Consider the following 25,642-nt stretch of genomic DNA (forward strand, 5'->3'; position numbering starts at 1 on the left):
CCACGCCATGAGCAACGCATTCGCACGCAATCGTCCGCTGTGGCTCGCGCTGATACTTGCCGTCGTGGCGCTGGCGCTGGTGTTCGTCGCCGGGTGGTGGTTCGGCCGCGTCGCCGAGCGCAGCCATGAGGCGAAGGAAGTGGCGCACGCCGCACAGCCCGCGCCGCGGGATTCGGCGCTCGGCCGCGCCGACCTCACTCAGATCGACGGCCTGCGTCGCGGCATCCCGGTCGACCAGGAAGCCGCGCCGTTGCCGATGGCACGCGTGCAGAACCTTGATGTGAAGCGCGAGCGCGCCTATCCGATGCAACCGCCGACCATCCCGCACGCCATCGACGGCTACCAGGTCGACAAGAACAGCAACCGCTGCATGCTGTGCCACGCGCGTGCGAACGCCGAGAAGTTCCAGGCGCCGCCGGTCAGCGTGACCCATTACATGGACCGCGACGACCAGTTCCTCGCCTCGATCTCCTCGCGCCGCTACTTCTGCAACCAGTGCCACGTCGTGCAGACCGACGCGCCGCTGCTGGTGAACAACGCCTTCGAGGACATCGACCAGGTGCTCGCCGCCGCGGAAGCCGGCACCGCCACCGCCGAAGCCGCCGGGAAGGTGCAGTGATGCGCCGCCTGCTGGAGTGGCTCAAACCGTACTGGCGCACGTTGCGCACGCCGAGCGTGCATTACAGCCTCGGCTTCCTCGTGGCGGCGGGCTTCGTCGCCGGCATCCTGTTCTGGGGCGGCTTCAACACCGCACTGGAAGCGACAAACACCGAGAAGTTCTGCACCAGTTGCCATGAGATGCACGACAACGTGTTCCAGGAACTCAAGTCGACGATCCACTACGGCAATCGATCCGGCGTGCGCGCGACCTGTCCCGACTGCCACGTGCCGCACAACTGGACCGACAAGATCGCGCGCAAGATGCAGGCGTCGAAGGAAGTGTGGGGAAAGATCTTCGGCACCATCGACACACGCGAGAAGTTCGTCGACCACCGGCTTGAACTGGCGATGCATGAATGGGCGCGGCTGAAGGCCAACGATTCGCTGGAGTGCCGCAACTGCCACGACTACGACTCGATGGACCTGACCCGGCAGGGCTCACGCGCCGCGCAGATCCACAAGCGCTGGCTCGGTACCGGTGAGAAGACCTGCATCGACTGCCACAAGGGTGTGGCGCATCAGTTGCCGGATATGGCCGGCGTGCCGCAGGGGTGAGGCAGGCCGCTAACGCGGCACTGCCGCGTGGCCTGCCGAACGCCCGGCCAGGGATTGGCCGGGCAGGGCGACCCGAAACCGGTCGCGTAACGCCAGGGATGGCAGCGACAACATCACCGAAGACGATGCCCGCGGCACTGCCGCGCGTCGCGACGAACGACCGGCCAAGGATGGCCGGGCAGGGCGACCCGAAGCCAGTCGCGTAACGCCAGGGATGGCAGCGGCAACGCCACCGAATGCGATGCCCGCGGCACAACCGACGAACTAGCGGTGATCGCTGGGCGAGCCGAACAGCACCCCTCCCCAACAAGCAGGGGAGGGCGGAAGCGGGAGCAACACTCAAACCCTGCCCAACACTTCGCGATACCGCCTCGCCATGTCCGCGCCGAAGCACGCGAACACCACGTGGTCAGGCGATGGGTGCACCTCCATCCACGCCCGCACTTCCGCCACCGCCAAGGGCACCGCTGCCTGGAGCGGATAGCCGTAGATCCCGCAACTGATGGCGGGAAACGCGATCGATGCGATCCCATGCTCCTCGGCCAATCGCAGGCTGCTGCGATAGCAAGCCGCCAGTAATTCTGGTTCGCCCGAATTACCGCCGCGCCAGACCGGTCCCACCGTGTGGATGACGAAACGCGCGGGCAACGCGTGCCCGCCAGTGATGCGCGCCTCGCCGGTCGGGCAGCGCACGCCGGGGCGCATTTCCGGCAGGCGCCGGCACTCATCGAGCAGTCCGCGGCCGGCGGCGCGATGGATCGCGCCGTCGACTCCGCCGCCGCCGAGCAGCGTCTCGTTGGCGGCGTTGACGATGGCGTCCACCGTCAACGTGGTGATGTCGCCTTCGAAGACCTCGATGCGCATCGCGCCGCGCTCAGCCCTGGCTGGCGAGCCACTCGTCGTCGGAGCTCTCGTTCACGCCCTCGAACAGGAACGTGCTGAGGTAACGCTCGCCAGTGTCGGGCAGCATCGCGAGGATCACCGAGCCCTTCTCCGCATTGCGTGCCACTTCCAGCGCGGCCGCGGCGGTGGCGCCGGCGGAGATGCCGACGAAGATGCCTTCCTCGGTGGCGAGGCGACGCGAGGTGTCGCGTGCGAGCACGTCGTCGATGGGGAGGATCGCGTCGGCGACGTCGCGGTTGAGCACTTCCGGCACGAAGTCCGGCGTCCAGCCCTGGATCTTGTGCGGCTGCCATTCCTTGCCCGACAGCAGCGCCGCGCCGGCCGGTTCGCACGTGGTAACGCGCACTTCCGGACGCGCGACCTTCAGCACTTCGCCCACGCCGGTCAGCGTGCCGCCCGTGCCCCAGCCGGTGACGAAGTGGTCGAGCCGCTGGCCGGCGAAATCGCGCAGGATTTCGGCCGCCGTGGTCTGCCGGTGGTAGGCCGGGTTGGCGGGATTGGTGAACTGCCGCGCGAGGAACCAGCCGTGCTTCTTCGCCAATTCGTCGGCGCGGCGCACCATGCCGCTGCCACGCTCGGCCGCGGGCGTCAGGATCACTTTCGCGCCGAACGCGCGCATCAGCTTGCGGCGTTCGATCGAGAAGGTCTCGGTCATCACCGCCACGAAGCGGTAGCCGCGCGCGGCGCAGACCATCGCCAGGGCCACGCCGGTGTTGCCGGAGGTGGCTTCGATGACGGTGTCGCCGGGTTTCAGCAGGCCGCGCGCCTCGGCGTCGAGGATGATGGCCAGGGCGAGGCGGTCCTTGACCGAGCCGCCCGGATTGAACGCCTCGACCTTGGCATAAAGGGTCACGTGCGAGGGGGCGAGCCGGTGCAGGCGGACGACGGGGGTGCGGCCGATCGTGTCGAGAATGCTGTCGTGGATCATGGGAAACGACTCCTGGGCGAAAAGGCGTGGAAGTCGGGGCGGCCGCGCGGCCGCCGGTCGGATGCGCTGCGCTCGGCCGCTGACCTGCACGCGGCCGTCACCGGAGAGTGCCACAGTCGTGATACAGGTTCCGTTTTGCGTCCATACCGGGGTCCCCGGAGGGCTGGCCGGCTGTGCGCAGTGTGTTGTCAACCAATGGCCCACGCAGGCGTTGATACTCGGCCGCTAGAATCGCCCGATTTGGCACCGCCGAACCTTTTCAGAGAGCCGCATGCGTCTTAGCCCCGGATTCCGCGCCAGCCTGCTGCTGGCCATCGTCATCGCCGTTTCCGCATGCGGCAGCAACGGCGCCGAACAGCGCGGAGGCGGCGGCGACCGCCCGATCCCGGTGACGACGCAGCAGGTGCGCATGCAGCCCTGGAGCGACACCGTGATGGCGCTGGGCAACGTCAAGGCGCGCGAGGCGGTCACCGTCACCGCCAAGGTCAGCGAGACCGTGCAGCAGGTGCATTTCGAGAGTGGCGACGTGGTCGCGGCGGGCGCGCCGCTGGTGACCCTGAGCGGACGCCAGCAGCAGGCCGCGCTGGAACAGGCCGAGGCCACCTCGAAGGAAGCCGAGCGCATGTACGACCGCCAGATGGAACTGGCCAACCAGCAGCTGATCGCGCGTTCCTCGCTCGACACGCAGCTGGCGATCCGTAACGCCTCGCGGGCGCGCGTCGCGCAGATGCGTGCCGACATCGGCGATCGCGTGATCCGCGCACCGTTCGGTGGCGTACTGGGCATTCGCCAGGTCAGCCCGGGCGCGCTGGTCCAGCCGGGTACCGCCATCGCCACGCTCGACGACACCGCGCGCGTCTACGTCGACTTCCCGGTGCCGGAGGCGATGCTCGCCGCGCTCGCGGTCGGGCAGAAGGTCAGCGGCACCAGCACCGCCTATCCGGGCCGCCGCTTCGACGGCGAGGTCAGCACGATCGATGCGCGCATCGACGAAGCGACGCGTTCGGTGGTCGTGCGCGGCGACTTCGCCAACGCCGACCGCGCGCTGCGCCCGGGCATGCTGCTGCAGGTCACGCTGTCGCGTCCGCAGCGCCAGGCGCTGGTGGTGCCGGAGATCGCGGTCGTGCAGGTCGGTACGGACTCGTTCGTCTACCGCGTCAAGCCGGATTCGTCGGTGGAGCGGGCGGACGTGAAGGTCGGCGGCCGCCGCGAGGGCATCGCCGAGATCATCAGCGGCCTCAACGAAGGCGACCGCATCGTGGTGGACGGCACCGGCAAGCTGCGTGTCGGCGCCCGTATCGTCGATGCGCGCGGGGACAAGCCGCCGGCGAGCAACGTCGACGCCGCGCCCAAGCAGGGCTGATGCCATGAACCTGTCCAATCTTTCCATCCGCCGTCCCGTGTTCGCCACGGTGATGAGCCTGCTGATCATCGTGCTCGGCGTGATGGCGTTCTCGCGGCTCACCCTGCGAGAGCTGCCGGCGATCGATCCGCCGATCGTCTCGGTCGACGTCAACTATCCGGGCGCGTCGGCGGCGGTGGTAGAAACGCGCATCACCCAGATCCTGGAAGACGCGCTCGCCGGCGTGGAAGGCATCGAGACCATCGAGTCGCGCAGTGTCAACGGGCGCGGTTCGATCAGCATCGAGTTCAACCTCTCGCGCGAGATCGAGGCCGCGGCCAACGACGTGCGCGACGCGGTCAGCCGCGTCACCAACCGCCTGCCCGAGGAAGCCGATCCGCCGCAGATCGAGAAGGTCGAGGCCGACGCCGATCCGATCCTGTGGCTGAACATGAGCTCCACGCGCATGGACACGCTGCAGCTGTCCGACTACGCCGAGCGCTACGTGGTCGATCGCCTGTCCTCGGTGGACGGCGTCGCGCAGGTGCGCATCGGTGGCCAGCAGCGCTACGCGATGCGCGTGTGGCTCAACCGCGACGCGCTGGCCGCGCGCGGCATCACGGTCAACGAAGTCGAGTCCGCGCTCGAAGCGGAGAACGTCGAACTGCCCGCCGGCCGCATCGAATCCGATGCGCGCGACTTCACCCTGCGCGTGGCGCGCAGCTACCAGAAGCCGGAGGATTTCGCGCAGGTTCCGCTGGGCAAGGGCACCGACGGCTACATCGTGCGCCTGGGCGACGTGGCGCGGATCGAACTGGCTTCGGCCGAGCGCCGCGCGTACTACCGCAGCAACGGCGAGCCGAACATCGGCCTGGGCGTCGTCAAGACATCCACCGCCAACAGCCTCGACGTCGCCCGCGCAGTGCGCGAGGAAGCCGAGCGCGTGCAGAAGACGCTGCCGGAAGGCACCAAGATCTTCGTCGCGTTCGACACCACGGTGTTCATCGAGTCGGCGGTCGAGCGCGTGTACCACACGCTGATCGAAGCGATCGTGCTGGTGCTGCTGGTGATCTGGCTGTTCCTGGGCAGCTTCCGCGCCGCGCTGATTCCCGCGGTCACGGTGCCGGTGTGCCTGATCGCCGCGTTCATCCCGCTGTACCTGTTCGGCTTCTCGATCAACCTGCTCACGCTGCTCGCGCTGGTGCTGTGCATCGGCCTGGTGGTGGACGACGCGATCGTCGTGCTGGAGAACATCCAGCGCCGCATCGACCTCGGCGAGCCGCGCCTGGTTGCGGCCAAGCGCGGCACCCAGCAGGTGGCTTTCGCGGTGATCGCCACGACCGCCGTGCTGGTCGCGGTGTTCCTGCCGGTGGGCTTCATGGAAGGCAACACCGGCCGCCTGTTCCGCGAACTCTCGGTGGCGCTGGCCGGCGCGGTGGCGATCTCCGCCTTCGTCGCGCTGACGCTGACGCCGATGATGTCCTCCAAGCTCGTGCGTCCGCACAACGAGGAGAAGTCGAACGTCGTCAACCGCTGGGTCAATGCGCGACTGGACGGACTCGGTGCGCGCTATCGCCACTTCCTCGATCGCAGCGTCGATCGCCCGTGGCTGTTTGGCGCGCTGATGGTGGTGGCGATAGCGCTCAGCTTCGTGCTGTTCAAGTTCGTGCCGTCGGAGCTGGCGCCGCCGGAAGACCGCGGCTCGTTCCAGATCACCATCCAGGGCCCGGAAGGCGCGGGCTTCGACTACACCGTCGGCCAGGTGCAGCAGGTCGAGAAGATCGTCGCCAGCCACACCGGTCCGGGCCAGGTGATCCAGCGCTACAACCCGCGCGTGCCGGGTGGTTTCGGTGCGAGCGAGGAAATGCACACCGGCCGCATCGCCGTGTTCCTGCAGGACTGGCGCGAGCGCGACATCAGCACCGCCGCGGTCGCCGACAGCCTGCGCGCCGAACTGGGCAAGCTGCCCGGCGTGCGCGCGATGCCGCAGGTCAGCGGCGGCCTGGTGCGCGGCCGCGGCCAGCCGATCAACATCGTGCTGGGCGGTCCGGAATACGCCGAGCTGGCGCAGTGGCGCGACAAGATCCTCGCGCGCATGGAGAAGAACCCGGGCTTCTTCTCGGCCGACTCCGACTACAAGGAAACGCGTCCGCAGATGCGCGTGGAGATCGACCGCCAGCGCGCCGCCGACCTCGGTGTGCCGGTGACCGACATCGGCCACGCGCTCGAAACCATGATGGGCAGCCGCCGCGTCACCACCTTCGTGCAGAACGGCGAGGAGTACGACGTGATCGTGCAGTCCGACCGCGAACTGCGCGCGTCGCCGGCGGACCTGGAAGCGATCCAGGTGCGCGCGCGCGACGGTGCGCTGATCCCGCTGTCGAACCTGGTGACGCTGCGCGAGCTGGCCGAACCCGGCAGCCTCAACCGCTTCAACCGCCTGCGCGCGATCACCATCAGCGCGGGCCTGACGCCGGGCTATCGCATGGGCGATGCGATCGAATGGCTGCAGCAGGCCGTGCGGGAGGAACTGCCCGAGCACGCGCAGATTGACTGGAAGGGCGAATCGCGCGAGTACCTGCAGGCCGGCGGCGCGGTGCTGCTGACCTTCACGCTCGCACTGCTGATCGTCTACCTGGTGCTCGCCGCGCAGTTCGAGAGCTTCATCCATCCGTTCGTGATCATGCTGACGGTGCCGCTGGGCGTGCTCGGCGCGCTGATCGGCCTGGCCGTCACCGGCGGTACGCTCAACCTGTTCAGCCAGATCGGCATCGTTATGCTGGTGGGCCTGGCAGCGAAGAACGGCATCCTGATCGTCGAATTCGCCAACCAGCTGCGCGACGAAGGCCGCAACATCCACCAGGCGATCGTCGAAGCGTCGGCGGTGCGCCTGCGTCCGATCCTGATGACGTCCATCGCGACGGTGGTCGGCGCGATCCCGCTGGTGTTGGCCGGCGGCCCGGGCTCGGCGAGCCGCGCGACGATCGGCATCGTGGTGATCTTCGGCGTGTCGTTCTCCACGCTGCTGTCGTTGTTCGTGGTGCCGGCGTTCTACGTGCTGCTGGCGAAGTACACGCGTTCGCCGGAAGCGGTGTCGCAGGAGCTGGAGAAGCTGGAAGCGGAAACGCCGTCGGTGGGCGGGCACGCGTAAGGGCTTTCCCTCTCCCCCAACCCCTCTCCCGCAAGGGGAGAGGGGAGCGGAGCAAGGTGAGGTGAGGTGAGGTGAGGTGAGGTGAGGTGAGGTGAGGTGAGGTGAGGTGAGGTGAGGTGAGGTGAGGTGAGGTGAGGTGAGGTGAGGTGAGAAGGCACGCCGCGCTTCCCCTCTCCCCTTGCGGGAGAGGGACAGGCCGACGAAGTCGGCCAGGGAGAGGGGCGGAGTACCCTGAACACCCGTTCGGATTTCACGCCCCCTGCACGGGTACCCTGTCGGCCATGAGCCTCGACGCCCGCCCGCTCCACGACGCACGCCTGCCAGGCGAAGGCTTCGTGCTGCGGCCGTGGCGCCGTGACGATCTGGAATCGCTGCTGCGCCACGCCGACGATGCGTCTATCGCGCGTGGCCTGAGCGACCGTTTCCCGTACCCGTACACGCGCGAGGACGGTGAGCGCTTCCTCGCCGGCGACGTGGTCGACCTGCGCGATCCGGTGTTCGCCATCGAGGTCGATGGCGAAGCCTGCGGTGGCATCGGTGCGCGACCGGGGCAGGGCGAGCGTCGCCACGGCGCCGAACTGGGTTACTGGCTCGGCCAGCGCTTGTGGAACCGCGGACTGATGACGCGCGTGGTCGCGAGCTACGTGCCGTGGCTGATGCAGATGCGCGCGCTGCTCCGCGTGCAGGCGACCGTGCTGGACACCAACCCGGCCTCGGCACGGGTGCTGCTCCGGAACGGGTTCGTGGAAGAAGGCGTACAGCGTTGCGCCGTTGTGAAACATGGCGACGTGCACGATCTGCGCGTGTTCGCCAAAGTACGAAGGAGTCTGTCCGATGCGCCATGATCCCCCCAGCCGTCCGCCGCGTGGCCCGCGTCCGCCAGGCGAATCCCGTCCGTGGGACCGCAGTGGCGTTCGCTCGCGCCAGGAGCGCTTCAGCGAGCGCACCGCGCAGGTGCAGCGTCCGCGCGACGACGATTCACTCCACGAGCACCAGCACGAACACGAACACGACGCCAACCACGCGCTGCGCGAACGCCGCAGCGCCGAGCTGCGCCTGTACGGACTCAACGCGATCCAGGCGGTGTTTTCGCGACGCCCGCAGGCGATCCGCAAGCTGTACCTCGCCGAGGCGCGCATTCCCGCGCTGCAGCCGTTGTTGAAGTGGTGCGTGGCCAACCGCGTGGGCTATCGCGTGGTCGACGAACTCGACCTGCACAAGCTCGCCGCCAGCAGCCACCACGAAGGCATCGTCGCCGACGTGCTGCGCGAAGAACCGCAGCCGATGTCGAGCTGGCTGCGCGATCTGCCGGCCGGTCCGCAGTGCGCGATCTGGCTCGACGGCGTCGGCAATCCGCACAACTTCGGCGCGATCCTGCGCTCGGCGGCGCATTTCGGCATCGCCGCGATCCTGTTGCCCAAGCATTCGACGCTGGCGCTGTCCGGCGCCGCCGCACGCGTGGCCGAAGGCGGCGCCGAAGCCGTGCCACTGGTGCGCATGGGGCGCAGCGACAACGCGATCGCGCAGCTGCGCAGCGCCGGCTTCACGCTCGCCGCAACGGTCGTGCAGGGCGGCAGCGATGCGTTCCGCACGGAACTGCCGCAGCGGCTCGTCTACGTGCTCGGCGCGGAAGGCGAGGGCATGGACCGCGAACTCGCCCAGGCCTGCGATCTGCGCCTGTCGATTCCGGGATCGGGTCTGGTGGAAAGCCTCAACGTCGCTTCAGCGGCGGCGGTGCTGCTAGCCGCGTGGCGCGCGAAGCGATAGCCACGTGTAGCTTCGCGTTGTAGCCCGGGTAAGGCCGAAGGCCGCACCCGGGTTCGCAGGCGTCGGGTCGAGTCTCTTCGTCGCGTCGCCTCGGTGCGCTTCGCTTACCCGGGTTACGGCGTTGACGCCGTGGGACTGAGGATCAGCCCGGCGCGCGCAGCGGCAGGCAGGCGCGCACGCAGGTGCCGGCGCCCGCCACCGTCTCGATGTCGAACGTGCCGCCGATCTGCTGCGCGCGTTCGCGCATGGTGATCAGGCCCAGGCCGCTGGAGTGTTCCGGGTCGAAGCCGCGGCCGTCGTCGATCACCGACAGCAGCAGTGCGTCCTCGCGCGGTGCCAGCATCACCGTCACCCGGGTCGCGCCGGCGTGGCGCAATACGTTGGTCAGCGCTTCCTGCGCGATGCGGAAGCAGGCCAGTTCCACCGCGGGCGCGGGGCGTTCCGGCAGGGGCATCAGGTCGAGTTCCAGCGTCGGCTGACCACCGCGGAACAGGCGCTCGCACTGCCAGCGCAGCGCCGCGACCAGTCCGAGCGCGTCGAGTTGCGGTGGCCGCAGCAGGATAGAGATGTCGCGCAGCTTGGCGATGGTCTGGTCGGAGATGCCGACGATCTCATCGATGATCTCGCGGCGCCCCGCGTCGTCCTCGCCGTCGAGCGAGGTGGCGGACATCTTGATCGCCGAGATCGCCTGGCCGATGTCGTCGTGCAGTTCGCGCGAAAGCCGGCGGCGCTCGTTTTCCTGCACCTCGATGAGGTGGCCGGCGAGCGCATGGAGTTCCTGTTGCTGGCGCTGCAGGTGCTCGGCGAGTTCTTCCTCGCGCGTGTCGGAACACGTGCGCCGCAACAGCAGGAACAGCAGCGCGGCGACGATCGGCAACGACAGCGCGTTGGCGATCCAGTGCGAGGCGTCGCCGAACCAGCGGCGCAGCTCCAGCGCCAGTGCCGGTGCGACCATCACCATCCACACCACCGCCAGCGTGGCCATCGCCACGCACAGCAGGAAGCCAGCGCGCCCACGCAGACGGGCGCGCAAGCTTGCGCGCCCGTTGGGCGATCCATGCAGCGGGCCGGTCGGCCCCGCCGCGGGTGGTGGAGGCGTCGCGTTCATTCCGTCGCGCGGGTTCCTCAGAAGAGCTCGACGCTACCAGCATCCATCGACTGCTGCATCACCGCCTTGTGCGGCGGACGCTCCCATTCCACGCGCATCTGCGCGATGCGCTGGCCGAGCTGGTGCAGGGCCTGGCGTACTTCCGCATCGGCGCGGTCGGCGCGGTGCAGCAGCTGGTGCAGGGCGGTGGCCTCGCGGTTGATCGCGCTCAGGCGGTCCAGGTGCGTGGTGGCCGCGCCCAGGGCCTGGGTGGCGATGTCCTCGAACTGCAGCGAACGCACCGCCTCGGCCACGGAACCGTCGATCGAGCGGCCGCAGTCGGCGATCTCGCGCATGCCGTTGCCCAGGCCGCGGTTGATGCCGTCCACGCGTTCCAGCATCGCCGCGGCTTCGGCGCGGGCGCCGCGCGAGCGGTCCATGTCCCGCGAGGCCATCGTGCTGACCGTGTCGCGGACGCGGGCGATGGAGTCCTTGGAGCTGTGCGCGAGCTTGCGGATCTGCTCGTTGAAGGCGGTGGAGCGTTCCGACAGGTTGCGCACCTCGTCGGCGACGACCGCGAAACCGCGTCCCGCTTCGCCGGCACGCGCCGCTTCGATCGCTGCGTTGAGCGCGAGCAGGTTGGTCTGGTCGGCGATGGACTTCACGTCCTCGAGCAGCGCGAAGATGCCGTCCAGGTGTTCGGCCATCGCGTCGATGTGGGTGACGGTGGTGGTGCTCTGGCCGCTCACCGCTTCCAGCGCCTCGACCAGCTGTTCCATCTGCTGGCTGGCCTGCAGGGCGAAGCGCGAAACGTCCACGCCACCGTGTTCGCCGTCGGTGCGGTCGATGATGCGCGACACCACTTCGCTCTGTTCGCGCGACTTGCGGTTCACCGCCTCGAAGCTCACGCCGAGCTTGGCGACGGACTCGCGGATCAGGCCGCGGGTGCGCTCGATCTCGCCGCGCGAACCCTGCACTTCGGAACTGACGAAGTTGCGCAGGTCGTCGAGCAGTCGGGTCTGTTCGCGCAGCATCGCTGCGTCGTTGTGGCTGGGACGCTGCATTGTCCAGGCGAAGCCGAGCCACGCGAGCGTCATCGCGACCAGCGCGCCCCATCGCACGGCGTCGGGCCAGCCCAGCGCTTCGGCGGTAATCAGCAGGGAAGTCAGCACCACGGGCGCTGCAAGGCGAATCAGTACGCGGGAATCCATCTTCGATCTCACCGAATGGGGCAAGTTAGATAACGGCTGGTGTGGCGGGTGCTTTAGCGGGAAATGCCGGGGAATTCGGGGTTTGTGCTGCGTGATGGCGGTCGCGGTTCTGCGCGCCCGACCCCTCTCCCTGGCCGACTTCGTCGGCCTGTCCCTCTCCCGCAAGGGGAGAGGGGAGCGCATGTTCACGCCGAAGGTGTGTTCTGCTGCTTCTGTTGCTTCTGTTGCTTCTGTTGTTGCTGTTGTTGCTGTTCCCTTCTCCCCTCGCGGGAGAAGGTGCCCCGAAGGGGCGGAAGAGGGGGCGCCTCAATCGTGCGCCGTGCCCGCCAGCAACCGCTGCGCGACCTGCGACAACGGCACCGTGTCCTGTGCCGCACCGAGTGCGACCGCCGCGCCCGGCATGCCCCACACGACGCTGCTGGCCTCGTCCTGCGCGATCGTCGCCGCGCCGGCCTTGCGCAATGCGAGCAGCCCGCGCGCGCCGTCGTCGCCCATGCCGGTCAGCAGCGCCGCGCTGGCGTTGCCGCCGACGTGTTCGGCGACCGATTCGAACAGCGCGTCCACGCTGGGACGATGGCGGCGGATCGGATCGTCGTCGCCGAGCCGGCAATGCCAGCGCGCACCGCTGCGGTACACGCGCAGGTGGCGACCGCCCGGAGCGACGTAGGCGTGGCCGGGCAACAGCTCCTGGTCGCGCTCCACGTGCACCACGGTCATGCGGCTGTGGCGGTCGAGGCGATCGGCGAACGGCGCGCTGAACGCGCCCGGGATGTGCTGCGCGATCACCGTTGCCGGTGCATCGGCGGGCATCTGCGCCAGCACTTCGCGGATCGCCTCGGTGCCGCCGGTGGATGCGCCGATCGCGATCAACCGGTGCGTCGTGCGGTAGGCGACGGCCGGCGCGTTCGCGGCGATCTCGCCGATGCGTTCCGGTTTGTGCGCGACCACACGCGCCTTCGCTGCCTGCTTGATCTTCTCGACCAGCAGGCCGGCGTATTCGGTCAGCCCGCGCGCGACGTCGAGCTTGGGCTTGGCGATGAAATCCACCGCGCCCAGCGAGAGCGCGTCGAGCGTGACCTGCGCGCCGCGCTCGGTCAGCGTGGACACCATCACCACCGGCATCGGCCGCAGGCGCATAAGGTTGCGCAGGAAGGTCAGGCCGTCCATGCGCGGCATCTCGACGTCGAGGGTCAGCACGTCGGGATTGAGCTGCTTGATCTTGTCGCGGGCGATGTACGGATCGGCGGCGGCGCCGACGACCTCGATGCCGGGGTCCTCTTCCAGCAGCTGCGTCATCAGCTGGCGCACCAGCGCCGAATCGTCCACCACCAGGACCTTGATGCGATGCTGCCTGGCGATCTTCGGTAACGCGTTCATCAGAACAGTTCCACGCTGCCGCTCGCCGGCTCTTTCGCCAGGCGTCCGTAGTAGGCGCGCTCGGCGTCGACGATGACGTCGTTGCGCGCCGACGGCAGGCGCTTCACCAGCGTGCGTCCGGTCTGGGCGAAGAAGCACACCTTGCGCGGGTGGATATCGCCCAGGTCCTGCGCGACGACCGGGATGCGTTCGGCCGCGAGGTAGTCGAGCACGAAGCAGGCGTTGCGCGTGCCGATCGGATCGCTGTAGAAGCCGCTGAGAACGTTGCCGCCGCCGAATACCTTGGCCTGCAGGCGCGAGCGTCGAGCGCCGCGCTTGAGCAGATCGTTGATCAGCAGTTCCATCGCGTGCGCGCCGTAGCGCGAGGACACCGCCTCGGCGTCGCCGCCGGGCAGCATGAAGTGGTTCATGCCGCCGACCGCGAGCAACGGGTCGTACAGGCACGCGGCGACGCACGAGCCGAGCAGCGTGACCAGCGCGATCGGCCGATCGGTGACGCGGTAGTCGGCCGGCAGCAGCTTGATCGCCTCGGTCTGCAGCACCGGGTCGTAGTAACTGCCGGGCTCGACGGGTGGTCTGGCGAGGGAAGTGGCGGCGGTCATCGGCGCAGTCCTGCGGCGGGGCGGTAGGTCGTTCGGCCGCAGGGAGTGATCAGGTCATGGGCATGACCGAAGCTTTCCGAGTGTCCGGCGAAGAGGAGGCCGTCGGGTGCGATCAGCGGTGCGATCCGCTGCAGCACCTGGTACTGCGTGGCCTTGTCGAAATAGATCATCACGTTGCGGCAGAACACCGCATCGAACCCGCCGCGCAGGCCGTAGTCGTCGGCCAGCAGGTTGAGCGGGCGGAACTCGATCAGCGCCTGAAGTTCCGGCTTGACCCGGCACAGGCCGTTGTTGGCGCCGCTGCCGCGCTGGAAGAACTGGCGCCGCCGCTGCAGCGACAGGGTGTTGATGCGTTCCACCGGATACACCCCGCGCGCGCCGGTCTGCAGCACGTTGGTGTCGATGTCGGTGGCGAGGATGCGTACCGGCGGCGTCATCGTGCCGTACGCCTCGCAGGCGGTGATCGCGAGCGAATAGGGCTCCTCGCCGGTCGAGGCGGCGTTGCACCAGATCGTCTGCGGCTTCGCACCGCGCGAACGCAGGTGGCTGGCGAGGATGTCGAAGTGGTGCGATTCGCGGAAGAACGACGTGAGGTTGGTCGTGAGCGCGTTGACGAAACCCTGCAGCTCTTCGTCGGGCTCGGCCTCGACGAGGTCGAGGTAATCGCCGAAGCGGTCCATGCCCAATGCCCGCACGCGTCGCGCCAGGCGGCTGTAGACCATGTCGCGCTTGTGCGGGTGCAGGTGGATGCCGGCACGGTCGCGGATCATGCGGCAGACGCGGCGGAAGTCGCGTTCGTCGAAGGTGAATTCGCGTTCGTCTTGGCTGCGCGAGGGACGCATGGGGGGCTCGGAAGTATCGCGTTCGTAGCCCGGGCAAGCGAAGCGCACCCGGGGCGTTTGCATCGTTGGAACCGGGCGGTGAAGAACCCGGGTGCGGCCACCGGCCTTACCCGGGCTACATGTGTTGCGGTTGCGCCAGCTCCCTCCCCTGCGTGCAGGGGAGGGGATCACGTCGTTACTTTCAGAACTCCTGCCAATCCGGCTCGGCGCTGTTGGCGGCGGCGGTCGCGCGGACCTTGCGCGTCGTCGCGGCCTTGGCGACCGGTGCGGCCGGCTTGGCCTTGCCCGGCTTGCCGGCGGCCATTTCGACCACCGTCGCCTGCGTGCGCGTGGACTGCGCGGCGTGGGCGAGACGGAACACCGCGACCGTGTGCACCAGCTGTTCGGACTGCTGTTCCAGGCTGCGCGCGGCGGCCGATGCCTGCTCGACGAGTGCGGCGTTCTGCTGCGTGCCCTCGTCCATCTGGGTGATGGCGTTGTTGACCTGCTCGATGCCCGAGCTCTGTTCCTGCGACGCCGCGGAGATGTCGGCGATGATGTCGGTGACCTTCTTCACGCTGGTCACGATTTCGTCCATCGTGCGACCTGCGTGACCGACCAGCACGCTGCCTTCCTCGACCTTGGTCATCGAGTCGGTGATCAGCTGCTTGATCTCCTTGGCGGCATTGGCCGAACGCTGTGCGAGCGAGCGCACTTCCGCGGCGACCACCGCGAAGCCGCGGCCCTGCTCGCCTGCGCGCGCGGCTTCGACCGCGGCGTTCAGCGCCAGGATGTTGGTCTGGAAGGCGATGCCGTCGATCACGCCGATGATGTCGCCGATCTTCTTCGACGAAGTGGTGATCGCGGTCATCGTCTGCACGACTTCGCCCACCACCGTGCCGCCCTGGCCGGCGACTTCGGCCGCGCTCTGCGCGAGCTGGTTGGCCTGGCGCGCGTTGTCGGCGTTCTGGCGGACCGTGCTGGTCAGCTCTTCCATCGACGAGGCGGTTTCTTCCAGCGATGCGGCCTGCTGCTCGGTGCGCTGCGACAGGTCGTTGTTGCCGGCGGCGATCTCGGCGGCGGCGCTGCTGATCGCGTCGGAACCCTGGCGGATCTGGCCGACGATCTGCGCGAGCTGCTCGACGGTGCGGTTGGCGTCGTGCGAGAGACGCCCGAACTGGCCGGGCAGTTCGACTTCGACGCGACGGTTGAGATCGCCGTCGGCGACGGCCGCCAGCAACGAACCCACTTCGTGCAGGCCTTCCTCGGCGGTGGCCATCAGCTGGTTCAACGACTGCACGACGTCGCGGTACACGAACTCGAAGCGCGCAGCGTCGCCACGGCGGCTGAAGTCGCCGGCGACGGCGGCATCGACCAGCGTCTTGATCTCGGCGTTGATCGCCTGCATGCCGTGCTTGACCGAATCGACCGAGTCGGTGATGCGCGCCTTCTGGCCCGGCAGGCGGTCCATGTCCATCGACAGGTCGCCGCGCGCGTAGGCTGCGACGATCTCCATCGCACGCGTGTTCACCTGGATGTGCGAATCGACCAGCGTGTTCACCTCACCGGCCATCTGGCCGTACGCGCCCGGGAAGTCCTCGCTGCGCAGGCGGCGATCGATCTCGCCGGCCTGGTGCGATTCGAACAGGTCGCGCTGTGCACCGGCGAAACCGCGCAGCGTGTTGATGGCGCGTTCCAGGCCACGCGCGATGTCGCGCACTTCGTCGCGGCTGTTCACGCGCACCGCGTCCGGGAACTCGCCGCGGGCGAGCAGCTCGGATGCGTTCTGCACTTCGCGCAGCGAGTTGCGCGTGCTGCGGCTGAAGCCGAGGAACAGATAGGCGGCGATCAGCAACAGCAGCGTGCACGCGCCCAGCGTCAGCGCGGTGCGCTGCTGCAGGCGTGCGATTTCGGCGCTGGCGGCGTCGTCGAGCGAGGCGTTGGCGGCCGACATCGCGGCGGCCAGGGCCATGCGGGTGGCTTCCACGCGCGCGGCCATGATCTTCACCGGCAGCACCGGCGTTTCCGCATCGAGCACATGCTTCTGGATGTCTTCGTTCTGCTTGGCCACGGCATCGAGCGCCTTGCGGAACGGCTTGCCGATGGTGTCGGTGAGCGCCGGCATTTCTTCCTCGGCGTCCTTCAGCTCGACTTCCGAACGCGTGCGCACGTAGTCCTGCATGTTCCGCGACACGGCCAGGCCAGTGCGATCGTCGACCCAGATCGCGCCGTCGCCGAGCACGCGCAGCACGGTGGCGCTCTGCTGGGCGGTGTACTCGGCCAGCGTCGGCACCCACACGGTCGCGGTGCGGCCCATGTACAGCACCGGCGCGTTCTGCGCCTGCGCCAGACCGGTTTCGTCGGCGATCAGGCTGTGGATGTCGCCGAGCTTGCGCACGGCGGCCAGGTGGTCGGCGGATGCGGCGGCCGAGTCGGCATGGTCGCCGGTGGCCTTGGCCCACGCGGTGCGCGCTTCCTGCAGCGCGCCGGCCACGGTGGAGTCGGGGAGCTGGCCGCGCTGCCATGCGGCGAGGCCGTCGAGTTCGCGGCCGACCTGCGCGGCGGACTGTTCCAGCGCCTGCGCGCCGATCTCATCCTTGGCGAACTTGCGCACCACCAGCTGCTCGTGCTGCTGCATGCCCAGCATCGCGCGGTGCAGGTGGCCCAGGCCGACCACGGCGGCGCGCTGGCTGCGCGCGGCGTCGATCTCGGCGTTGGAGCGGACGACCAGGATGCCCGCGAGCACGCCGCAGGTCAGCATGAAGGCGGCGCCGATCACCATCGCCTTCTGGTTGAAGCGCAGCTGCGACATCAACTGCGTGGCCGGACCCAGGATGCGGTCGAGCAGGGTGGAAGTTGAGCGGGTGGACATGGTGCCTCTCGGTGCGAACTGACCCGTCGCGGGTCGACATCCGCGGCATCGGCCCGGGGCGCCGAAACTTTAGGTTGAGGCAGCTCGCTTACGCGGCATGCCGCGTGAGCTGCCGCAAGCCCGGCCAGGGATGGCCGGGCCGGGCGATCCGAAGGCGGGAGGTCGCGCCAGGGGTGGCGTCGTGTCGCTTTCCGGCAGTCGGGCTCCCGGGTGCGCTGCGCTTACCCGGGCTCGTCGTTTTTCCTTCTCCCCTTGTGGGAGACGGTGCCCGAAGGGCGGAAGAGGGGTCGCGCGAAGCGCGCTGCCGTCCACCCCTCTCCCTGGCGCTTCGCGCCTGTCCCTCTCCCACAAGGGGAGAGGGACCAGCGGGGCCGGTCATCTTCGATTTTTCGAGTCCTAAAGAATCCGCTTCCGCGGCCGATGTCCGGGGTGTCGCCCGACACCAGTCCCCAAGGAGTTCCCATGCGCCATTCCTTCATCCTTGCCGCCGGCCTCGCCGCGCTGGCCCTGTCTTTCGCTGCCCCGGCCTCGGCCGACCTCAGGCCGACCAAGCGCGTCGAGCCGCAGTACCCGCCGGAAGCCGCCCGTTCGGGCACCCAGGGCTTCGTGGAAGTCGAGTTCGTCGTGGACGAAGGCGGCAAGGTCGCCAGCGTCTCGGTCGTGAACGCCAAGCCGGCCCGCGTGTTCGAGCAGTCGGCCGTGCGCGCCGTGAAGCAGTGGGAGTTCGCGCCGGGTGGTGGCAAGGGCAAGGTCCGTCTGGACTTCTCGCTGTAAGCCACGCCGCCCGTGCGGTCCCGAAGAGCGCGCCGGCACCGGCGCGTTCTTCGTTTCGGGGCCGGCGAACGGTCGCCCTGCCCGCGTCAAAATATTGACCGTTGTCACGTTTGAAAGCCTCTGCTAACTTGCGGCCCCACAGGGGGCCTCCGACACCGGAGGCAGGGGAAAACAAGTGATTACTTCTCAAGCGCGCCGCGTTTGCGCGGCGGTATGCGTGCTCGTCCTGGCGGTGGCTTCGGCGCATGCGCGCGACCGCAACCAGGGCGCCACCGACATCGATCCGACCCAGAAGGGTCCGGTCTCCGGCCTGGGCATCGAAGGCCAGGACATCACCTCGATGGCCGACCGCATGGTCCGCGACATGCTCGGCAACGCCACGCTCGCCGGCCGCAGCAAGCCGCCGCGGATCATCGTGGACAGCGCGTACTTCACCAACGAAAGCACGCAGCGCATCAACAAGAACCTCATCACCGACCGCCTGCGCGTGGGTCTCAACCGCGCCAGCCAGGGCCGGATGGTGTTCATCGCGCGCCAGAACGCGGCGATGATCGAGGAAGAGCGCGCGCTCAAGCGCGAAGGCGTGACGGACGTCGGCACCACCGGCATGACCCGCGCGCAGGCCGGCGCGGACTACCGCCTGACCGGCAACATCGCCTCGACCGACGCGCGCGATCCCAAGACCGGCCAGATGCAGCGCTTCACCCAGATCGTGTTCGAGATGGTCGACCTGGAGAGCGGGATCATCGAGTGGTCCAACAGCTACGAGATCGCCCGCACCGCCACGGACGACGTGATCTACCGCTGATCCACCGCCGATCCGCGTGGTCGGCGCACACAACAACAGGGGACAACCGGAATGAAAACGAGCTGCCTGCGGCTGCTGTCGCTGTGCCTTGCGCTGTGCGTGTGTGCGTGCGCGTCGAAGACGCCGCGTCCCGTCGATCCCAACGCGCAGGTGCCGCCGCCGGCCGCCGCGTCCACCGTGTCCCGCTGAGGAGATCGCGACGATGCGCATGCAAGCGATGATCGCGCTGCTGGTCGCGGCGCCTTTCCTGGCCCAGCCGCTGTACGCGGCGGAGAACCAGGTGGTCAAGTGCAAGACCCGCCAGGCGCGCAAGTCCGCGCCGTACGCCGGTCCCGCGCTGGTGGCCAACGTGCCCAAGTCGATGACGCCGATCGATCTGAACTCGGTGCAGTTCACTGACAAGGGACTCACGCGCCAGGTGCTGGTGGAGGGCCTGTTCGCGCGCCGTACCGAAACCGACACGGTGGAAGTCACCGCACGCCTGATCAACTGCACCGGCGAGCCGCTGCAGGTGCAGGCTCGTTCGTCGTTCATGGACGCCGCGCAGGCGCCGACCGAGCCGACGTCGACCTGGTCGAAGGTGTTCATCCCGGCCTACGGCACCGGTATCTACCGCGAGCGCTCGATGGCACGCGATGACGTCAGCTACTACCTGATCGAACTCTCGTCGGCGCCCTGAGCCGGAGGACTGCGAACATGGCCATGCGCTCCATCCTGCCGCTCGGCGGCGTCCTGCTGTGCGCGCTGGCGATACCGGCGCAGGCGCAGTACCGCGAAGGCATGCCCGAGGTGATGGCCGCGCCCGTCACCGCATCGGCCGATCCGGCCGCCGATACCGCCGCGTTCGGCGCTGCGTACCGCAAGGCCGGCAAGCCGCGCATGGCGGTGCTGTGGAACCGCGAACTCACCGACACGCTCTCGACCGGCCATGATCAGGTCGCGCAGCTGACCCAGGCCGGGCAGGGCGCAGCCGTCACTGCTGTCGGCGAGGAAGGCCGTTCGGTGGCGCAGGTGGCCGGTGCGTCGTCGGTGACGACGCTGCGCGTCGGCGAGCGCCAGGCTGAGCCGGATGCGCAGCGCAGCTCGCTCGCCGAGAACGAGGACTGGCCGCTGATGACCGCGTTCAACACGCGCCTGCGCAACGCCGGCGTGACGCTGGTCGATCGCAACGTCGCCATGCGCGGCAAGGCCGCCGCCGGTTCCGCCGCACAGCGCAAGGACGTGCAGACGCTGGAAACGCAGGCGCTGCGCGACAAGGCCGACCTGCTGGTCGAAGTGCTGCAGACGCCGGATGCGAAGGCGCCGTTCGGCGTGCTGTTCCGCGTCGAGGTGAAGCGCATTTCCTCCGGTGAACTTCTGGCCAGCCTGGTCAGCGACGGCAAGGGGGCCGAACGCGGCCCGGGCCGTTTCGTCGCCGGCGCCAAGGGCTTCGTGCGTGAGGCCGCGCCCGAACAGACCCTCGCCGAAGCCGGCGACGTTGTCGCCGCCGCCACGCTGCGCGCGCTTGCCGCGTACTGGAACTGAACATGCCGAACACCTTTTCCCCGATGTTGCGCAACGCGCTGGGCCTGATCGTCCTCACCGTCGCGGCCGCGCTGCCGCTACGCGCATCGGCACAGACCGTCGAGCGCGTCGCACCGACGGTCGAACTGGCGATGGACGAACAGACCAGGCACAAGATCCCGTCGATCCCGATCTTCTACGGCGAGCGTTACGAAGGCGTGCTCGACGACAACAGCGCCTACTTCGCGGCGATGGAGACGCTGTCGTTCTTCAAGGTGCAGCCGTCGAACTTCAACGTCGCGTTCTTCGACATCGACCTGCTCAAGGGCGACACGCTGACCTACGGCGTCGTCCACGATGTCGAGGACGGCGTGATGACCTCGGTCTACTTCCAGAACACGAACAAGAAGGGCGTGACGGAATGGAAGCCCGTGGCGTCGATGGGCGCCTGGTGGTCGCGTCGCAGTAACGAATGCACGCATACCGTCAGCGTGCCCGAGTCGAGCAAGTACCGCATCGCGGTGTACACCAACAAGCCGATGCCATCGCTCCACTACAAGCTCTACGTGCTGCCCAAGGCGAAGCCCGCCGCATGCGGCAAGCGCGTGGACCAGGAAGACAAGGATTTCATCGCCGCGCCGGGCAAGCCGGCGTCGCAGGCGATCGCGGATGCGTGGGAAGGCCGCGAGCGCTTCCACGTCGCCGCCGCGACCGCGCCGTACCTGATGCCCGAGACGGATGACGCCAACGCCTACGCGCAGTCCAAGCCCGAAGCGCTGCGTCCGTTCTACCGCACGCTGTTCCTCGACGGCGAACACAACGCGGTGCTGAACTTCCAACGGCTCGGCCTGGCTGCGATGGAAAGCGGTGATTACGCCGCCGCCGAATGGGCCTTCGACGAAGCGCTCGGTCGCATCGAAGCGTTCTACGGCCAGACCGCGATCGCCAAGGACGCGCGCTCGAAGTGGACCAAGGAAGGCATCAAGGACTACAAGGGCGAGCCGTACGAACGTGCGATGGCCTACTACTACCGCGGCCTGCTGTACCTGCGTGCGGGCGACTACCAGAACGCGCGTGCGTCGTTCATGTCGGGCGAATACCAGGACACGCTGTCGGAAGTAGAGGAGTTCCAGGGCGACTTCGCGGTGATGAACTACCTCGCCGGCTGGGCGTCGTACTGCATGGCCGACACCGGCAATGCGCAGGACGCCTTCGCTGCCGCGACCGCGGTGAATCCGTCGGTGCGCGTGCCGACCACCGAGAACACGCTGCTGATCGCCGAACTCGGTCGTGGTCCGCTGAAGATGGCGCGTGGTAGCCAGAACAAGCTGCTGACCTTCGCCGACGTGCCCGACAGCGGTCGCGGCGAGAGCGCATCGTTCGCGCTTGGTGGCAAGGTCAAGCCTGCGCCCGCGAAGGGCAAGGGCAAGGCAGCGCCGGCGCCTGCACTGTCGCCGCTGGCGGTCTACAGCGACGTGCATTACCAGGCGACCACGCGTGGCGGCCGTGCGTTCGATGCGATCCTAGACGGCAAGGCGCAACTCAAGAACGGCCTGTTCGGCACCGCCGAGATCGGCTACCTGCTCACGCAGAGCGGTGTGCTGCCGGTGGTCGCCGCAGGTGCGGTGATCATGATCGCGACCGGCGCGATCGGTAACAAGGTCAAGCCCGACGCCGACGTGCGCGTGTGGGACAGCCTGCCGCAGCAGATCTCGGTCGGCCTGGCGGGTTCGGGCAAGACCACGCCGACGGTCGATTTCCGCATCGTCGACGCCGACGGCCAGGCCAGGACCGCGATCGCGCCGATGACCGCGCGCCACGGCCGCTGCGGCATCGCGTGGACGCGTTCGCGTTCGGCGCTGGACGTGCCGGCCGGCGCGCCGGGCAACGACGAGGACTTCGTCAAGGCTCGCCTGAAGAACAAGGAAGCCGTCGCGCGCGACGCATCCTTCCGTACGGCGCTGCTGTCCGACGTGCCGCAGCCCGTCGCCGAGGGTGCGGGCGCACCGGCCGCGACCGGCGCGCGCTGATCATCACGCCGAAGCGTGTTCGAGAACGGGACGCCGCGAGGCGTCCCGTTTTCGTTACGGCAACCGTCAGAGACTGCGCTTGGCCTGCGCCGCGCAGGCGACGACGTGGTTGTAGTCGCTGGACATGCAGCGGTAGAACTCGCGCTGCGGCCCCGTCGCACTGCGGCAATCCTGGTCGGTCACCTGCGCGCGGAACGCCTTGAGCTTCGCCGCGCTCGCCTCGTAATCGGCGCGCTTGAGATAGCCCGTGTCGAGGTTGCGCTGGCCGACCTCGAGCATCGTATCGAGCCCGTAGTGCGCGTTCTCCACGGCCTTGTCGCAGGAAAGCTCGACATCGGCGTCCTGCACGCGCGTGAGCTGTTGGGCGACCTGTTCGACCATTTGCTGCGCACCGGGCGGAAGCTCGCGCGGGGTGTCGTCGGCGTGGGCCGACGGAATCGAAGCGATGAACATCAGGGCCGCGAGTGCGGCCGGAGCGATCGTTGCCAAGTGCGAGTCCCTGCCGGTGGCGTGCGCGCGACGGCGCGCAATCGAGGGCGAGTATAGCGACTCGACCTTCTTCCACAGGGAGATGGTTCGGATGAAGTTCCGGACATGCGATGCGCGGTGATCGCTTCGCCATTGCGCGTTCTTCCCGCGAAGGCGGGGTCTTTCGGGCCGCCGAAGGGCGGCTCTATCCACCTGTCCGGGTACTCAAGCCATCCGTGGAGCGTGATACGTCGGAGCGTTGGATCCCCGCCTTCGCGGGGATGACGTCAGCCGCTCTGAATTTCCTAGTAATAACCCGCGATCAGAACTCCTGCCAGTCGCGGTCGCTGTTCGCCGCCGACTGCGCGCGCACCGCGCGTGCGACCGGCGCCGGGCGTGCCGGCGCGGGTGCACGGCGGACCGGTGCGCCGATGACGACGTCCTCGCGTACGCGAGCCGGTGTCGTCGACTGCGCGAGGCGGAACACCGCCACCGTCTGCACCAGCTGGTCGGCCTGCTGTTCCAGGCTGCGCGCGGCGGCGGATGCTTCTTCCACCAGCGCGGCGTTCTGCTGCGTGCCTTCGTCCATCTGGGTGATGGCGTTGTTGACCTGCTCGATGCCGGCGCTCTGTTCCTGCGATGCCGCGGAGATGTCGGCGATGATGTCGGTGACCTTCTTCACGCTGGTCACGATCTCGTCCATCGTGCGGCCGGCCTGGTCGACCAGCTGGCCGCCCTGGTTCACCTCGACCACCGAATCGGTGATCAGCTGCTTGATCTCCTTGGCCGCGTTCGCCGAACGCTGCGCCAGCGAGCGCACTTCGCCGGCGACGACCGCGAAACCACGGCCCTGTTCGCCGGCACGCGCGGCTTCGACCGCCGCGTTCAGCGCGAGGATGTTGGTCTGGAATGCGATGCCGTCGATCACGCCGATGATGTCGGCGATGCGACGCGACGATTCGTTGATCGCGTTCATCGTCTGCACGACCTTGCCGACGATCTGGCCGCCCAGCGACGCGACTTCGGCGGCGGTCTGCGACAGGCCGTTGGCCGACCGCGCGTTGTCGGCGTTCTGGCGCACGGTGCTGGTCAGTTCTTCCATCGACGATGCGGTTTCTTCCAGCGATGCCGCCTGCTGCTCGGTGCGCTGCGACAGGTCGTTGTTGCCGGCGGCGATCTCGCCGGCCGCGCTGCTGATCGCATCCGAACCTTCGCGGATCTGACCGACGATCTCGGCCAGGCGATCGACGGTCTCGTTCGCATCCTGGCTCATCTGCGCGAATACGCCGCGGTACTCGCCCTGCATGCGCTGGCTCAGATCGCCGCGCGCCACGCCGCGCAGCAGCACGGACAGCGCGGACAGGTTCTCGTCGGCAGTCGCCATCAGGCGATTGAGCGTGTCGAGCATCGCGCGGAAGTCGTGCTGGAAGCGCGTCGCGTCGCCGCGCGCGGCGAAGTCGCCGTCGGCGGCGGATTCGGCCAGCCGCTGGATCTCGCCGTTGATCGCGCGCAGGTTCGTCTTCACCGAATCCATCGTGCGCGTGAGCACCGCCTTCTCGCCGGGCAGGCGGTCCATGTCCTGGCTCAGGTCGCCCACGGCGTAGCGCTCCATGATGGAAAGCGCGCGCTGGATCGCATCGATGTGCGAGGCGACCAGGCCGTTGGTCTCGCGCACCATGCGTCCGTACGCGCCGGGGAATGCGTCGGCGTCGATGCGGTAGCTGATCTGGCCTTCGTCGTGGCGACGCGCCATTTCGCCCTGCGCTAACGAATAGTCGTTCAGTCGCACGCGCATGCGGTCCAGCGCCTGCAGCAGCTCGCCGATCTCGTCGCGTGCCATCGTCCCGTCGCCGCTGCGCAGGTCGAGGTCGAAGTTGCCGTCGGACATCGCCTTGGCGGCCTGCGTGGCGCGGCGCACCGAGGCGGCGATGCTGCGTGAGATCAACACGCTCAGCAGCACCACCGCGGCCAGCGCGACGAAGCCCGCCAGCAGCAGCATGCCGGCGAAACGCCATGCGCGCGCGGCGATGTCGTCGGTGTACTCGCCGCTGCCGACGACCCAGCCCCAGCGCGGCTGCAACGCGACGTAGGAGATCTTCATCACCGGACCGTCGACGCCCGGCTTGGGCCATTCGTAGTCGACGTAACCGCCGCCGGCACGCGCGGTCTTCACCATCTCCACGAAGATGCGCTTCTTGTCGGCGCTGATGAAGTCGGTCAGGTCCTTGCCGTTGAGCGCGGTCTGGTGCGGGTGCATGAGCATGCGCGGATGCTCGTCGTTGACCCACAGGTAGTCGGTGCCGTCCTTGCTGCGCAGGGTTTCGATCACCTTCAGCGCTTCACGCTTGGCGACGTCTTCCGGCAACTTGCCGGCCTGCGCGAGGTCGGCGTAACGCTGCACGACCGTCATGGCCGCGCCGACGCGCTGGTGCAGGCGCGCGCGTTCGAACTCGATCTGGCCGGAGTGGTTGCGCTGCACCGCGATGGCGGCGAGGACGACGATGCCGAACGCGAGCACGGCGATCATCCAGGTGAAGCGGGCGCGCAGGGAAAGGGCGGAGAAGCGGAACAGCGACGAAGCGTTCGGCATGGGGCACCGGGTTCAGGGACTCGACGCGGTTCGCGTCTTGCCTCTGTTAACGGCCGCGATTGCGAATGATCGAGGCCGAGAATTGGCACGATGCGCATTCAGCAAGTGGAAACTGCAAAGCGCGTCCCCTTTCGCGCGTGTCCGTCGCGCACGAATGCGAACGCCCGGCCGAGGCCGGGCGTTCGTGTCGACG

At 68.4% G+C, this 25,642-nt stretch carries 22 protein-coding genes; 12 read left to right on the forward strand and 10 right to left on the reverse strand.

Annotated elements, in window-relative coordinates:
* The first annotated feature begins 7 nt into the window (after positions 1-7).
* The gene (locus FOF45_RS09985) at positions 8-619 is read left to right on the forward strand and encodes a nitrate reductase cytochrome c-type subunit (protein WP_158984425.1); all 612 of its coding nucleotides are present in this window, start codon (positions 8-10) and stop codon (positions 617-619) included.
* The gene (locus FOF45_RS09990) at positions 619-1,215 is read left to right on the forward strand and encodes a cytochrome c3 family protein (protein WP_158984427.1); all 597 of its coding nucleotides are present in this window, start codon (positions 619-621) and stop codon (positions 1,213-1,215) included. The genes FOF45_RS09985 and FOF45_RS09990 overlap by 1 nt, the downstream gene beginning before the upstream one ends.
* A gap of 339 nt (positions 1,216-1,554) precedes the next feature.
* Here FOF45_RS09990 and FOF45_RS09995 read toward each other — a convergent pair whose 3' ends face one another.
* Together FOF45_RS09995 and cysK are read right to left on the reverse strand one after the other, a co-directional pair.
* Positions 1,555-2,079 carry an O-acetyl-ADP-ribose deacetylase gene (locus FOF45_RS09995; RefSeq protein WP_158984429.1) on the reverse strand — a complete coding sequence of 175 codons (525 nt, stop codon included), beginning with the start codon at positions 2,077-2,079 and terminating at the stop codon, positions 1,555-1,557.
* 10 nt (positions 2,080-2,089) lie between these two features.
* The gene (cysK, locus tag FOF45_RS10000; protein WP_158984431.1) at positions 2,090-3,046 is read right to left on the reverse strand and encodes a cysteine synthase A; all 957 of its coding nucleotides are present in this window, start codon (positions 3,044-3,046) and stop codon (positions 2,090-2,092) included.
* Between the two features lie 271 nt (positions 3,047-3,317).
* On the opposite strand from cysK, the gene FOF45_RS10005 reads away from it, so the two are divergent.
* The 4 genes from FOF45_RS10005 to FOF45_RS10020 all read left to right on the forward strand — a co-directional run bounded on the left by FOF45_RS10005 (position 3,318) and on the right by FOF45_RS10020 (position 9,306).
* Positions 3,318-4,409: an efflux RND transporter periplasmic adaptor subunit gene (locus tag FOF45_RS10005; protein WP_158984433.1), complete on the forward strand. Its 1,092-nt coding sequence runs from the start codon at positions 3,318-3,320 to the stop codon at positions 4,407-4,409.
* Positions 4,410-4,413: 4 nt separating this feature from the next.
* Complete coding sequence (locus FOF45_RS10010) at positions 4,414-7,539, forward strand: efflux RND transporter permease subunit (RefSeq protein ID WP_158984435.1); 3,126 nt, start codon at positions 4,414-4,416, stop codon at positions 7,537-7,539.
* A 281-nt stretch (positions 7,540-7,820) separates the two neighbouring features.
* Positions 7,821-8,384 (forward strand): GNAT family N-acetyltransferase, encoded by a 564-nt coding sequence (locus FOF45_RS10015; protein ID WP_158984437.1) that lies wholly within the window; start codon positions 7,821-7,823, stop codon positions 8,382-8,384.
* Positions 8,374-9,306 carry a TrmH family RNA methyltransferase gene (locus FOF45_RS10020; RefSeq protein WP_158984439.1) on the forward strand — a complete coding sequence of 311 codons (933 nt, stop codon included), beginning with the start codon at positions 8,374-8,376 and terminating at the stop codon, positions 9,304-9,306. Before FOF45_RS10015 ends, FOF45_RS10020 begins: the two co-directional genes overlap by 11 nt.
* Positions 9,307-9,448: 142 nt before the next feature.
* On the opposite strand, the gene FOF45_RS10025 is transcribed toward FOF45_RS10020, so the two are convergent.
* From FOF45_RS10025 to FOF45_RS18470, 6 genes are all read right to left on the reverse strand, one after another.
* Positions 9,449-10,339 carry a sensor histidine kinase gene (locus FOF45_RS10025; RefSeq protein WP_233264118.1) on the reverse strand — a complete coding sequence of 297 codons (891 nt, stop codon included), beginning with the start codon at positions 10,337-10,339 and terminating at the stop codon, positions 9,449-9,451.
* A gap of 92 nt (positions 10,340-10,431) precedes the next feature.
* A complete protein-coding gene (locus FOF45_RS10030; RefSeq protein WP_158984443.1) occupies positions 10,432-11,604 on the reverse strand; it encodes a methyl-accepting chemotaxis protein in 1,173 nt (390 codons plus the stop codon).
* 306 nt (positions 11,605-11,910) lie between these two features.
* Complete coding sequence (locus tag FOF45_RS10035; protein ID WP_425481955.1) at positions 11,911-12,963, reverse strand: protein-glutamate methylesterase/protein-glutamine glutaminase; 1,053 nt, start codon at positions 12,961-12,963, stop codon at positions 11,911-11,913.
* Between the two features lie 17 nt (positions 12,964-12,980).
* Positions 12,981-13,583 carry a chemoreceptor glutamine deamidase CheD gene (gene cheD, locus FOF45_RS10040; RefSeq protein ID WP_158984447.1) on the reverse strand — a complete coding sequence of 201 codons (603 nt, stop codon included), beginning with the start codon at positions 13,581-13,583 and terminating at the stop codon, positions 12,981-12,983.
* A complete protein-coding gene (locus tag FOF45_RS10045; protein WP_158984449.1) occupies positions 13,580-14,425 on the reverse strand; it encodes a CheR family methyltransferase in 846 nt (281 codons plus the stop codon). Before FOF45_RS10045 ends, cheD begins: the two co-directional genes overlap by 4 nt.
* Before the next feature lie 181 nt (positions 14,426-14,606).
* Positions 14,607-17,276 (reverse strand): methyl-accepting chemotaxis protein, encoded by a 2,670-nt coding sequence (locus tag FOF45_RS18470; protein ID WP_158984451.1) that lies wholly within the window; start codon positions 17,274-17,276, stop codon positions 14,607-14,609.
* 462 nt (positions 17,277-17,738) lie between these two features.
* Here FOF45_RS18470 and FOF45_RS10055 point away from each other — a divergent pair, with 462 nt between their 5' ends.
* From FOF45_RS10055 to FOF45_RS10080, 6 genes are all read left to right on the forward strand, one after another.
* Positions 17,739-18,050: an energy transducer TonB gene (locus FOF45_RS10055; protein WP_158984453.1), complete on the forward strand. Its 312-nt coding sequence runs from the start codon at positions 17,739-17,741 to the stop codon at positions 18,048-18,050.
* Positions 18,051-18,267: 217 nt separating this feature from the next.
* Positions 18,268-18,858, forward strand: coding sequence for a penicillin-binding protein activator LpoB (locus FOF45_RS10060; protein WP_233264119.1), 591 nt, complete (start codon positions 18,268-18,270; stop codon positions 18,856-18,858).
* Between the two features lie 51 nt (positions 18,859-18,909).
* Positions 18,910-19,047 (forward strand): hypothetical protein, encoded by a 138-nt coding sequence (locus tag FOF45_RS10065; RefSeq protein ID WP_158984455.1) that lies wholly within the window; start codon positions 18,910-18,912, stop codon positions 19,045-19,047.
* Between the two features lie 13 nt (positions 19,048-19,060).
* On the forward strand, positions 19,061-19,537 hold the full coding sequence (locus tag FOF45_RS10070; RefSeq protein WP_199244467.1) for a putative periplasmic lipoprotein: 477 nt from the start codon (positions 19,061-19,063) through the stop codon (positions 19,535-19,537).
* Between the two features lie 17 nt (positions 19,538-19,554).
* A complete protein-coding gene (locus tag FOF45_RS10075) occupies positions 19,555-20,382 on the forward strand; it encodes a hypothetical protein (RefSeq protein WP_158984457.1) in 828 nt (275 codons plus the stop codon).
* 2 nt (positions 20,383-20,384) lie between these two features.
* Positions 20,385-22,391, forward strand: coding sequence for a COG3014 family protein (locus FOF45_RS10080; protein WP_158984459.1), 2,007 nt, complete (start codon positions 20,385-20,387; stop codon positions 22,389-22,391).
* 66 nt (positions 22,392-22,457) lie between these two features.
* On the opposite strand, the gene FOF45_RS10085 is transcribed toward FOF45_RS10080, so the two are convergent.
* Together FOF45_RS10085 and FOF45_RS10090 are read right to left on the reverse strand one after the other, a co-directional pair.
* Positions 22,458-22,880 (reverse strand): hypothetical protein, encoded by a 423-nt coding sequence (locus FOF45_RS10085; protein ID WP_158984461.1) that lies wholly within the window; start codon positions 22,878-22,880, stop codon positions 22,458-22,460.
* Between the two features lie 301 nt (positions 22,881-23,181).
* Positions 23,182-25,449: a methyl-accepting chemotaxis protein gene (locus tag FOF45_RS10090; RefSeq protein ID WP_158984463.1), complete on the reverse strand. Its 2,268-nt coding sequence runs from the start codon at positions 25,447-25,449 to the stop codon at positions 23,182-23,184.
* Between the last annotated feature and the right edge of the window lie 193 nt (positions 25,450-25,642).

The organism is Lysobacter panacisoli (assembly GCF_009765165.1).
GTDB lineage: Bacteria > Pseudomonadota > Gammaproteobacteria > Xanthomonadales > Xanthomonadaceae > Lysobacter_J > Lysobacter_J panacisoli.

Bases quoted from the DNA above. Each gene is read 5' to 3' on its own strand.
- FOF45_RS09985 (WP_158984425.1), top strand. From the start codon at position 8: ATGAGCAACGCATTCGCACGCAATCGTCCGCTGTGGCTCGCGCTGATA.
- FOF45_RS09990 (WP_158984427.1), top strand. From the start codon at position 619: ATGCGCCGCCTGCTGGAGTGGCTCAAACCGTACTGGCGCACGTTGCGC.
- FOF45_RS09995 (WP_158984429.1), bottom strand. From the start codon at position 2,079: ATGCGCATCGAGGTCTTCGAAGGCGACATCACCACGTTGACGGTGGAC.
- cysK (WP_158984431.1), bottom strand. From the start codon at position 3,046: ATGATCCACGACAGCATTCTCGACACGATCGGCCGCACCCCCGTCGTC.
- FOF45_RS10005 (WP_158984433.1), top strand. From the start codon at position 3,318: ATGCGTCTTAGCCCCGGATTCCGCGCCAGCCTGCTGCTGGCCATCGTC.
- FOF45_RS10010 (WP_158984435.1), top strand. From the start codon at position 4,414: ATGAACCTGTCCAATCTTTCCATCCGCCGTCCCGTGTTCGCCACGGTG.
- FOF45_RS10015 (WP_158984437.1), top strand. From the start codon at position 7,821: ATGAGCCTCGACGCCCGCCCGCTCCACGACGCACGCCTGCCAGGCGAA.
- FOF45_RS10020 (WP_158984439.1), top strand. From the start codon at position 8,374: ATGCGCCATGATCCCCCCAGCCGTCCGCCGCGTGGCCCGCGTCCGCCA.
- FOF45_RS10030 (WP_158984443.1), bottom strand. From the start codon at position 11,604: ATGGATTCCCGCGTACTGATTCGCCTTGCAGCGCCCGTGGTGCTGACT.
- cheD (WP_158984447.1), bottom strand. From the start codon at position 13,583: ATGACCGCCGCCACTTCCCTCGCCAGACCACCCGTCGAGCCCGGCAGT.
- FOF45_RS10045 (WP_158984449.1), bottom strand. From the start codon at position 14,425: ATGCGTCCCTCGCGCAGCCAAGACGAACGCGAATTCACCTTCGACGAA.
- FOF45_RS18470 (WP_158984451.1), bottom strand. From the start codon at position 17,276: ATGTCCACCCGCTCAACTTCCACCCTGCTCGACCGCATCCTGGGTCCG.
- FOF45_RS10055 (WP_158984453.1), top strand. From the start codon at position 17,739: ATGCGCCATTCCTTCATCCTTGCCGCCGGCCTCGCCGCGCTGGCCCTG.
- FOF45_RS10065 (WP_158984455.1), top strand. From the start codon at position 18,910: ATGAAAACGAGCTGCCTGCGGCTGCTGTCGCTGTGCCTTGCGCTGTGC.
- FOF45_RS10070 (WP_199244467.1), top strand. From the start codon at position 19,061: ATGCGCATGCAAGCGATGATCGCGCTGCTGGTCGCGGCGCCTTTCCTG.
- FOF45_RS10075 (WP_158984457.1), top strand. From the start codon at position 19,555: ATGGCCATGCGCTCCATCCTGCCGCTCGGCGGCGTCCTGCTGTGCGCG.
- FOF45_RS10080 (WP_158984459.1), top strand. From the start codon at position 20,385: ATGCCGAACACCTTTTCCCCGATGTTGCGCAACGCGCTGGGCCTGATC.
- FOF45_RS10090 (WP_158984463.1), bottom strand. From the start codon at position 25,449: ATGCCGAACGCTTCGTCGCTGTTCCGCTTCTCCGCCCTTTCCCTGCGC.